The sequence below is a fragment of the Actinomycetospora sp. genome, assembly GCF_055612215.1.
This window is the reverse complement of sequence record NZ_JBVPVA010001038.1, coordinates 1-7,377: the sequence shown is the minus strand read 5'-3', so window position 1 is coordinate 7,377 and position 7,377 is coordinate 1. Positions and strand designations below refer to the sequence as shown.

The window sequence follows — 7,377 nt, the reverse complement described above, 5'->3', positions numbered from 1 at the left end:
CGGTTCGTGCAGCACCGAGCGCTCCGGCTGCTGGAGTGTGCGCGCAACGCGCAGGTGGAGCGCCGCGTCGTGGTCCCGCCCTCTGCTAGGACCCCACGACGGCCCGGCGCGGCGGGGCCGCTCCGGGATCGGCCACCCGTCGGACCCGGCGGGCCGCCAGGCCCATCCCGACCAGCCCGAGCAGCGCCACCGGGACGTGCACCGCCATCGCCACGCGGAACGTCGGCGCCGTCCAGTCCGCGGGAGCACCCGCGCCCTGCAGGTCGAGGAGCACCCCGACCAGCGCCACCACCAGCAGCGACGACGTGAACCCCCCGACGTTCACCACTCCGGAGGCCCGCCCCACCTGGGAGGGCGCGACCGCCGCGCGGGCGACGTCGAAGGCCACCAGCGACGCCGACCCCCCGCTGCCCAAGACCACCACGAGCACGACGAGCACCGGCCACGGCACCGTCCCGGGCCACGCCAGCACGACGCACCACAGCAGCACCTGCGCGACGACGGAGCCCGCGATCAGCGCCACCCGCCGGTGCGGGAACCGTCCGGACACCAGCCCGAACAGCGGCCCGATGAGGACGTTGACGACGACGACGCCGCTCACGAGGAACCGGGCCACCTCCCCCGGGACCCGCTCGGCCGCCACGAGGAACGGGAAGCCCCACAGGAGTCCGAACACGTTCCCCGAGAACGGCGAGGCGAAATGGCACCAGAACGCCAGCCTGGTCCCGGGTGAGCCCACGACCTCGGCCAACCCGGCCTGGTGCGGAGCCTCGGCCGGGGCGGCGTGCCGGCTGCCCTCGGGCCCGTCGCGCAGCACCAGCGCCGCCGTCGCCGCCACCAGACCCGTCACCCCGGCGGCCGACAGGTAGGCCGCCGTCCAGCCGTCGCTCACGACGAGGGCCGCCAGCGGGACCGCCGACACCGCCTGCCCGAGCTGGCCGATGATGCCCGAGAGCTGGTTGACCAGCGGCACCCGTGGGGGCGCGAACCAGGTCGGGACCAGGCGCAGGATGCTCACGAACGTCACGGCGTCGCCGGCGCCCGCGAGGATCCGCCCGCACACCGCGACCGGGAACGACGGGGCCAGGGCGAGCACCGCCTGACCGACCGCGACGAGCACCGCGCCGCCGGCGATGAGCCGCCGGGCGCCGAAGCGGTCGACGAGCACGCCCGCGGGGATCTGGAGCGCCGCGTAGACGGCCAGCGAGAGCACCGCGAGCAGCGACAGCGTCGCCGCCGACACCCCGAAGCGCTGGGCCGCCGTCACCCCGGTCGACGCGAGCGCCGAGCGCCCCACCACCGCGAGGACGTACGCGACGATCGCGGTTCCCCACACGAACAGCCGCATCACTTGCCGGAAGCCTACGCGAGGGGAGGATCGGGTCGATCTACCCGCCCGGGAGCTCCCCTCGCGCCGGCGAGGGCCGCGCGGTCACGGGCCCAGCACCCGAGAGCCCCCGATCGGCAGGTCCCACAGGTCGGCGCGGTCGCGCCCGGTGCGCCGCCACTCCCGGCGGGTCTGCTCGATCGGCTCGAGCACCGGCTCGCCGGAGAGCACGAACGTGCCCCAGTGCACCGGCACCATCCGGCGGGCCCGCAGGGTCTCGGCGGCCCGCACGGCCTCCGTCGGGTCCATGTGGACGGTGCGCAGCAGGGACCGCGGGCGGTAGGCCCCGACCGGGAGTGCCGCGATCTCGAGCCGCCGGTGCCGGCCGGCGATGCGGTGCAGGAAGGGCCCGGTGGCGGTGTCGCCGGCGTGGTAGACCGCGCGGCCGTCGGCGCCCGTCACCACCCAGCCACCCCAGAGCCGCCGGCAGGTGTCGGTCGCGGTCCGGCGCGACCAGTGCCGCGCCGGCACGAACTCGACCGACACCGGGCCGGACCGGCCCGGCAGGGTCACCGACTCCCACCAGTCGAGCTCGGTGACGTCGGTGAACCCGCGGGCGCGCAGGAACGGGCCGGTGTTGAGCCCGGCGAGCACCCGCGTGCGACGCGAGAGGCGCCCGAGGGTGCGGACGTCGAGGTGGTCGTAGTGGTCGTGGCTCAGCAGCACCGCGTCGAGGTGGGGCAGCTGCTCGACGGTGCGCCCCGGCGGGGTCAGGCGGCGGGCGGCGCCGGGGATGCCGGACGAGAGGACGGGGTCGACGAGCACCGTGACGCCGTCGACCCACAGCAGCGCGGACGCGTGGCCCAGCCACGTGATCCCGAGCGTCCCGGCCGCCGGTTCGGGCAGCGGCGCCGCGGCGTCGACCGGCACGCCCACCGCGTCGCGGCGCGCGACCTCGTCCCGCGGGTAGGACCACCACAGCCGCAGCGCCCCGAGCGGGGAGAGCAGGTCGGAGTCGAGCCGGTGACGGAAGTCCGGGGGTGCGGGCTCCCCGGAGCGGGGCGGGGTCAGAACGCGGGCCAGGGGATCGGCGGCCAGCCGCCCGACGGCGACGGGAGCTCGTTCGCGTGCAGCAGCCGGTCGACCCGCGAGCGCACCGCCCTCACCTCGGCGCGCGTGATGTGCTCGCCCAGCGCGTCCCCGAGCGCGGCGGCGTTGCCGGGCGCGAGCGCCGCGCGCAACCGCTGCAGGCCCGCGGTGACCTCGTCGTCGAGCTCCTCGCCGACCCAGCCCCACAGCACGGTGCGCAGCTTGGTCTCCTGGTGCAGGCAGATGCCGTGGTCGACGCCGTAGACGCCGCCGTCGGCGCCCGCGAGCACGTGCCCGCCCTTGCGGTCGGCGTTGTTCGCGACGACGTCGAGGGCGGCCATGGCCCGCAGCGCGGGGTCGTCGGCGTGCACGAGCAGCGCCGGCTCGCCGTCGTGCCCACGGGCCCGCAGCACGGTGCGCCACCCGGGGGCCACCCGCTTGGGCGCGACGATGTCGACCAGCTCGCGCTCCTCGTCGACGTCGATCCAGCGCTGGACCATGCCCGGCCCGAAGGGGCCATCGCGGTGCACCGTCGGGGGCACGACGCCGAAGCCGGAGGCCTTGCTGAGCAGGTAGGTGGCGACCTCGCGGCCGGCGAGCGTGCCGTCGGGGAAGTCCCACAGCGGCCGCTCGCCGCGGACCGGCTTGTAGACGCACAGGCCCTCGACGGCGTCGAGGGTCACCGAGCACAGCAGCGTCGTGTTGGACGCCTCGGTGATGCGCCCCTGGACCTCGAGGGTGCCGCGCCGCAGCAGGTCCTCGACCTGGTCGACGGTCATACGGGCCACGGCGTCGGTGTCGTCCCTGCCGTCGTCCGTCTCGTCGTGCTTCCCGGGACTGGTCACTCCTGCAGTCGATACCCTTCTCACGGCTCCGCGGCGACCCGACGGAACCCGTTCTGCCGCGGGCACACGTGGCCGGCGGCGTCCAGGGGCTGGGTGCACAGGGGGCAGAGGCGGCGGCCGGCGGAGACGACCCGCTCTGCCCGGGTGGCGAAGGCGCGGGCCCGCTCCGGGGAGAGGAACACGCGCAGGGCGTCCGGACCCTCGTCGGTGTCGTCGAGCACGACCGACTCGTCGACCTCCTCCTCGGTGACCGCGAGCAGCTCGACGACGACGCTCTTCGACTCGGCGTCCCAGCCGAGACCCATGGTCCCGACGCGGAACTCCTCCTCGACGGGGACCTCGAGCGGCGAGGTGTCGACCTCGTTCTCCGGGGTGGTGGGCGGGACGTCGGCGCCGAAGCGGCGCGAGACCTCCTCGAGCAGCGTCCCGATGCGCTCGGAGAGGACCGAGACCTGCGCCTTCTCGAGCAGGACCGACACGCGGCGGGCCGATTCGGTGGCCTGCAGGTAGAACGAGCGGTCGCCGGGTTCGCCGACCGTCCCGGCGACGAACCGGTCCGGTTGGCGGAAGACGTGGATCACCCTGGGCATGGCCCCTCGATCATGTCGTGCTGGTCGGGCCGGGAGGTGCGCGGGCTCCCGGACGGGACAGGACTGGCGGTCAGTTTACGCCGGTGGACCCGCCGACCACCGCGTCGGCGCCTGGGTCGGCCACCTCGTCGCCACTCCCCTGCTCCCCGTCCGCCTTCTCCTCGTCGGGCTTCGGGACCAGCGAGGACAGGTCCCCGCCGGTGTCGTTGACCCGCACGACGAACGGGCGGGTCGGGGTGTAGCTGATCACACTGATCGAGCAGGGGTCGACGGAGATGCGCTGGAACGAGTCGAGGTGCAGTCCGAGCGCGTCGGCGATCACCGACTTGATCACGTCGCCGTGGCTGCACACCACCCACAGCGCCTTCGGGCCGTGCTCCTCGGTGATGCGCGCGGCGTGCCGGCGGACGGCCGCCACGCTGCGGTGCTGCATGTGCGCCAGGCCCTCGCCGCCCGGGAACACCGCCGCGGACGGGTGGGCCTGGACGACCTTCCAGAGGTCCTCCTTGCCCAGCTCGCCGAGCGTCTTGCCGGTCCAGTCGCCGTAGTCGACCTCCGAGAGGTCGTCCTCCACGTCGGCGGTCAGCCCGCGCGCCTCGAGCAGCGGGGCGACGGTCTCCTCGCAGCGCTGCAGCGGGGACCGGACGACGGCAGCCAGCGGGAGGGCGGCCAGCCGGTCGACCAGCCCCGTCGCCTGCGTGCGCCCGTGGTCGTCGAGGCCGACCCCGGCGGAGCGGCCGGCCAGGACGCCGGACACGTTCGCGGTCGAACGACCGTGTCGCAGGAGGATCACCGTGGTCACGTCCGCCCACCCTAACCGCGTCAGACGGCGGCGATCACGCCGCCCGAGACGGCGAGCAGCACGAGCAGGCCGAGGATCACCCGGTACCAGACGAAGAGGTAGACGGTGTGCTGCTCGACGTAGCGCAGCAGCCAGGCGATCGAGGCGTAGCCGACGGCGAACGCGACGAGCGTGGCCACCACCATCTGCGCGGCGGAGGGCTGGGCGCCAGGGCCCGAGGTGTCGGCGATGTCGGGCAGCGAGAACAGGCCGGCCGCGGTGACGGCCGGAATGGCGAGCAGGAAGCTGAAGCGGACCGCGGCCGGGCGCTGCAGGCCGAGGAAGAGCCCGGCCGAGACCGTGCCGCCCGAGCGGGACACGCCGGGCAGCAGGGCCAACGCCTGCGCGCAACCCATGATCACGCCGTCGCGCAGCGTCAGGTCCTCGACGGGGCGCCGCTGCCGGCCGTACTTCTCGGCCGCTCCCAGGACCACGCCGAAGACCACCAGCGAGGTCCCGATCAGCCACAGGTTGCGGGCCGGCCCCTCGATCGCGTCCTTGAACAGCACCCCGAGGATGCTGATCGGGAGCGTCCCGATGATCACGTACCAGGCCAGGCGGTAGTCCAGCCCGCGCGTCTCGCGGTGCGCGATCCCGCGCACCCACGCCGTCAGCAGTCGCCAGATGTCCGACCAGAAGTAGATGAGGACGGCGGCCTCGGTCCCGAGCTGGGTGACCGCGGTGAACGCGGCCCCGGCGTCGTTGTCGAAGAAGACCCCGGCGACGATCCGCAGGTGGGCCGACGACGAGATCGGCAGGAACTCGGTCAACCCCTGGACGAGTCCGAGGACGATCGCTTCCAGCCAGCTCATCTGCACGGGTCCCGAACCGTAACGGATGCCCGGAACGTCTCGGTCGCGCCGGTGTCGCGACGCGGTCCCGGCCCGGCGTCCGCAGCGGGGGCGGGGGCGCCCCCTATCCTGCGAGGCCGTGGAACAGCGACGCCTGGGTGCCAGCGGGCTACGGGTGTCCCGGCTCGCGCTCGGCACGATGACCTGGGGTCGCGACACCGATGCGGACGAGGCCGGTGCCTCGCTGCTGGCTTTCCTCGACGCGGGCGGCACCCTGGTCGACACCGCGGACGTCTACGCCGACGGCGAGGCGGAGGCGATCCTCGGCGGCCTCTTCGCCGACGTCATCCCGCGCACCGAGGTCGTGCTCGCGACGAAGGCCGGGGCCCGCCGCGAGGACGGCCCGTTCGGCGGCGGGGCGTCCCGGTCCTCGCTGCTCGGCTCGCTCGACGCCTCGCTGGAACGGATGGGCACCGACTACGTCGACCTCTGGCAGCTCCACGCCTGGGACCCCGACGTCCCGCTCGACGAGACCCTCTCGGCGATCGACCTCGCCGTCTCCTCCGGGCGGGTCCGCTACGCGGGCGTCGCGAACTACGCCGGCTGGCAGGTCGCGGCGGCGGCCCGGTCCGCGGGGCTGCCCCTGGTCAGCGTGCAGTCGGAGTACTCGCTGCTCGAGCGCGGCGTCGAGGACGAGGTGCTGCCCGCCGACTCGTACCACGGCATGGGCCTGCTGCCCTGGGGCCCGCTCGGGCGCGGGGTGCTCACCGGCAAGTACCGGGACGGCACGCCCCACGACTCCCGCGGCGCCTCGGCCCACCTCGGGCCCTACGTCGGGCGCCACCGCACCGACCGGGCCGCGCGGATCGTCCAGGCCGTCGTCACCGCCGCCCACGGGCTCGGGACGTCCCCGCTCGCCGTCGCCCTGGCGTGGGTGCGCGACCGGCCCGGCGTGGTGGCGCCGGTGGTCGGCGCCCGCGACGGCGCCCAGCTGCTCGGCTCCCTCGCGGCCGAGGACCTGACGCTCCCGCCGGCGATCCGCGGTGCCCTCGACGACGTCTCCTCGGCCGGTCTGGTAGCCGTCCCCGCGGGCGCCCCGGGGCCCGACGGGGTGATGATCGACGACGAGCCCGCCCCCTGGACGTAGCCCTGACGTGGCGGGGCCGACGACGTACGGTGGTCGACGGACAGCGACCAGGAGGTTGCGCGTGAGTGACGCGAAGCGACCCGTGCCCGCCGAGGTGACCCTCGAGCCCGGCGTGGTCGAGGGTGACTGGGAGTACCAGCCGGTCCGCCTGCCCCCGGACGTCTCGCGGCTCTCGGCGACGACCGAGCTGGGCCTGCGCTCGCAGTTCGGCGGCTGGGAGCTCGCCCGGACGCTGCTCTTCGCCGACGGCACCCGCAAGGTGTGGCTGCGCCGCCGCCTCTCCCGCGCGTCGCTGGGCGCCGTCGGGGTCTGACCTACGGCGTGACGACCACGCGCCCCGTCGTCGTGCGGGTCGCGATGGCGTCCAGCGCGTCGGGGAGGTCGGCCAGCGCGTACTCGGCCCCCACCAGCGGGTCGATGAGCCGCCGCGCCCAGAGCGCCTCGAGCTGGCGCTGCCACGCCGACACCAGCTCCGGCGCCCGCGCGCGGTAGGCCGCCCAGTGCACCCCCACGACGTCGTAGTTCTTCACGAGCGCGTGGTTGGTCGGGGCGTCCGCGATCCGGCCGCCGGCGAAGCCGATGACGAGCAGGCGCCCCTCCCAGGCGGTCACCCGGCGAGAGGCGTCGAAGGTGTCGCCGCCGACCGGGTCGTAGACGACGTCGGCGCCCCGCCCGCCGGTCAGGTCCTTCACGGCCGGGACCAGGATGTCGCCGACGGGGCCGTCCAGCACGATCACCTCGTGCGCG

General features: G+C 75.0%; 9 protein-coding genes. 2 read left to right on the top strand and 7 right to left on the bottom strand.

What is annotated here, in order from left to right; genetic code table 11:
• Window positions 1-85: 85 nt before the first annotated feature.
• From AC0CYZ_RS28125 to AC0CYZ_RS28100, 6 genes are all read right to left on the bottom strand, one after another.
• Entirely contained in the window at window positions 86-1,348 is a 1,263-nt protein-coding gene (locus AC0CYZ_RS28125; protein ID WP_472221408.1) for an MFS transporter, read from the bottom strand.
• Between the two features lie 84 nt (window positions 1,349-1,432).
• On the bottom strand, window positions 1,433-2,257 hold the full coding sequence (locus AC0CYZ_RS28120) for an MBL fold metallo-hydrolase (RefSeq protein WP_472221405.1): 825 nt from the start codon (window positions 2,255-2,257) through the stop codon (window positions 1,433-1,435).
• A gap of 137 nt (window positions 2,258-2,394) precedes the next feature.
• A complete protein-coding gene (locus AC0CYZ_RS28115) occupies window positions 2,395-3,195 on the bottom strand; it encodes an SCO1664 family protein (protein ID WP_472221407.1) in 801 nt (266 codons plus the stop codon).
• An 86-nt stretch (window positions 3,196-3,281) separates the two neighbouring features.
• Window positions 3,282-3,851 (bottom strand): DUF3090 domain-containing protein, encoded by a 570-nt coding sequence (locus tag AC0CYZ_RS28110; protein ID WP_472221404.1) that lies wholly within the window; start codon window positions 3,849-3,851, stop codon window positions 3,282-3,284.
• A 70-nt stretch (window positions 3,852-3,921) separates the two neighbouring features.
• Window positions 3,922-4,653, bottom strand: a complete 732-nt coding sequence (locus tag AC0CYZ_RS28105) for a histidine phosphatase family protein (RefSeq protein ID WP_472221403.1) — start codon at window positions 4,651-4,653, stop codon at window positions 3,922-3,924.
• A gap of 20 nt (window positions 4,654-4,673) precedes the next feature.
• Complete coding sequence (locus AC0CYZ_RS28100) at window positions 4,674-5,504, bottom strand: undecaprenyl-diphosphate phosphatase (RefSeq protein ID WP_472221402.1); 831 nt, start codon at window positions 5,502-5,504, stop codon at window positions 4,674-4,676.
• A gap of 118 nt (window positions 5,505-5,622) precedes the next feature.
• Here AC0CYZ_RS28100 and AC0CYZ_RS28095 point away from each other — a divergent pair, with 118 nt between their 5' ends.
• Both AC0CYZ_RS28095 and AC0CYZ_RS28090 read left to right on the top strand, forming a co-directional pair.
• The gene (locus AC0CYZ_RS28095) at window positions 5,623-6,630 is read left to right on the top strand and encodes an aldo/keto reductase (RefSeq protein WP_472221401.1); all 1,008 of its coding nucleotides are present in this window, start codon (window positions 5,623-5,625) and stop codon (window positions 6,628-6,630) included.
• A gap of 94 nt (window positions 6,631-6,724) precedes the next feature.
• Window positions 6,725-6,943, top strand: a complete 219-nt coding sequence (locus tag AC0CYZ_RS28090; RefSeq protein ID WP_472221406.1) for a DUF5703 family protein — start codon at window positions 6,725-6,727, stop codon at window positions 6,941-6,943.
• Between the two features lies 1 nt (window position 6,944).
• Here the strand turns inward: AC0CYZ_RS28090 and AC0CYZ_RS28085 are convergent.
• Window positions 6,945-7,377, bottom strand: a 433-nt coding sequence (locus AC0CYZ_RS28085; protein WP_472221400.1) for a zinc-binding dehydrogenase, incomplete at its 5' end; no start/stop codon positions are given.

Excerpts from the sequence above, each read along its gene's own strand:
- AC0CYZ_RS28125 (WP_472221408.1), bottom strand. The coding sequence starts at position 1,348 with ATGCGGCTGTTCGTGTGGGGAACCGCGATCGTCGCGTACGTCCTCGCG.
- AC0CYZ_RS28115 (WP_472221407.1), bottom strand. The coding sequence starts at position 3,195 with ATGACCGTCGACCAGGTCGAGGACCTGCTGCGGCGCGGCACCCTCGAG.
- AC0CYZ_RS28110 (WP_472221404.1), bottom strand. The coding sequence starts at position 3,851 with ATGCCCAGGGTGATCCACGTCTTCCGCCAACCGGACCGGTTCGTCGCC.
- AC0CYZ_RS28100 (WP_472221402.1), bottom strand. The coding sequence starts at position 5,504 with ATGAGCTGGCTGGAAGCGATCGTCCTCGGACTCGTCCAGGGGTTGACC.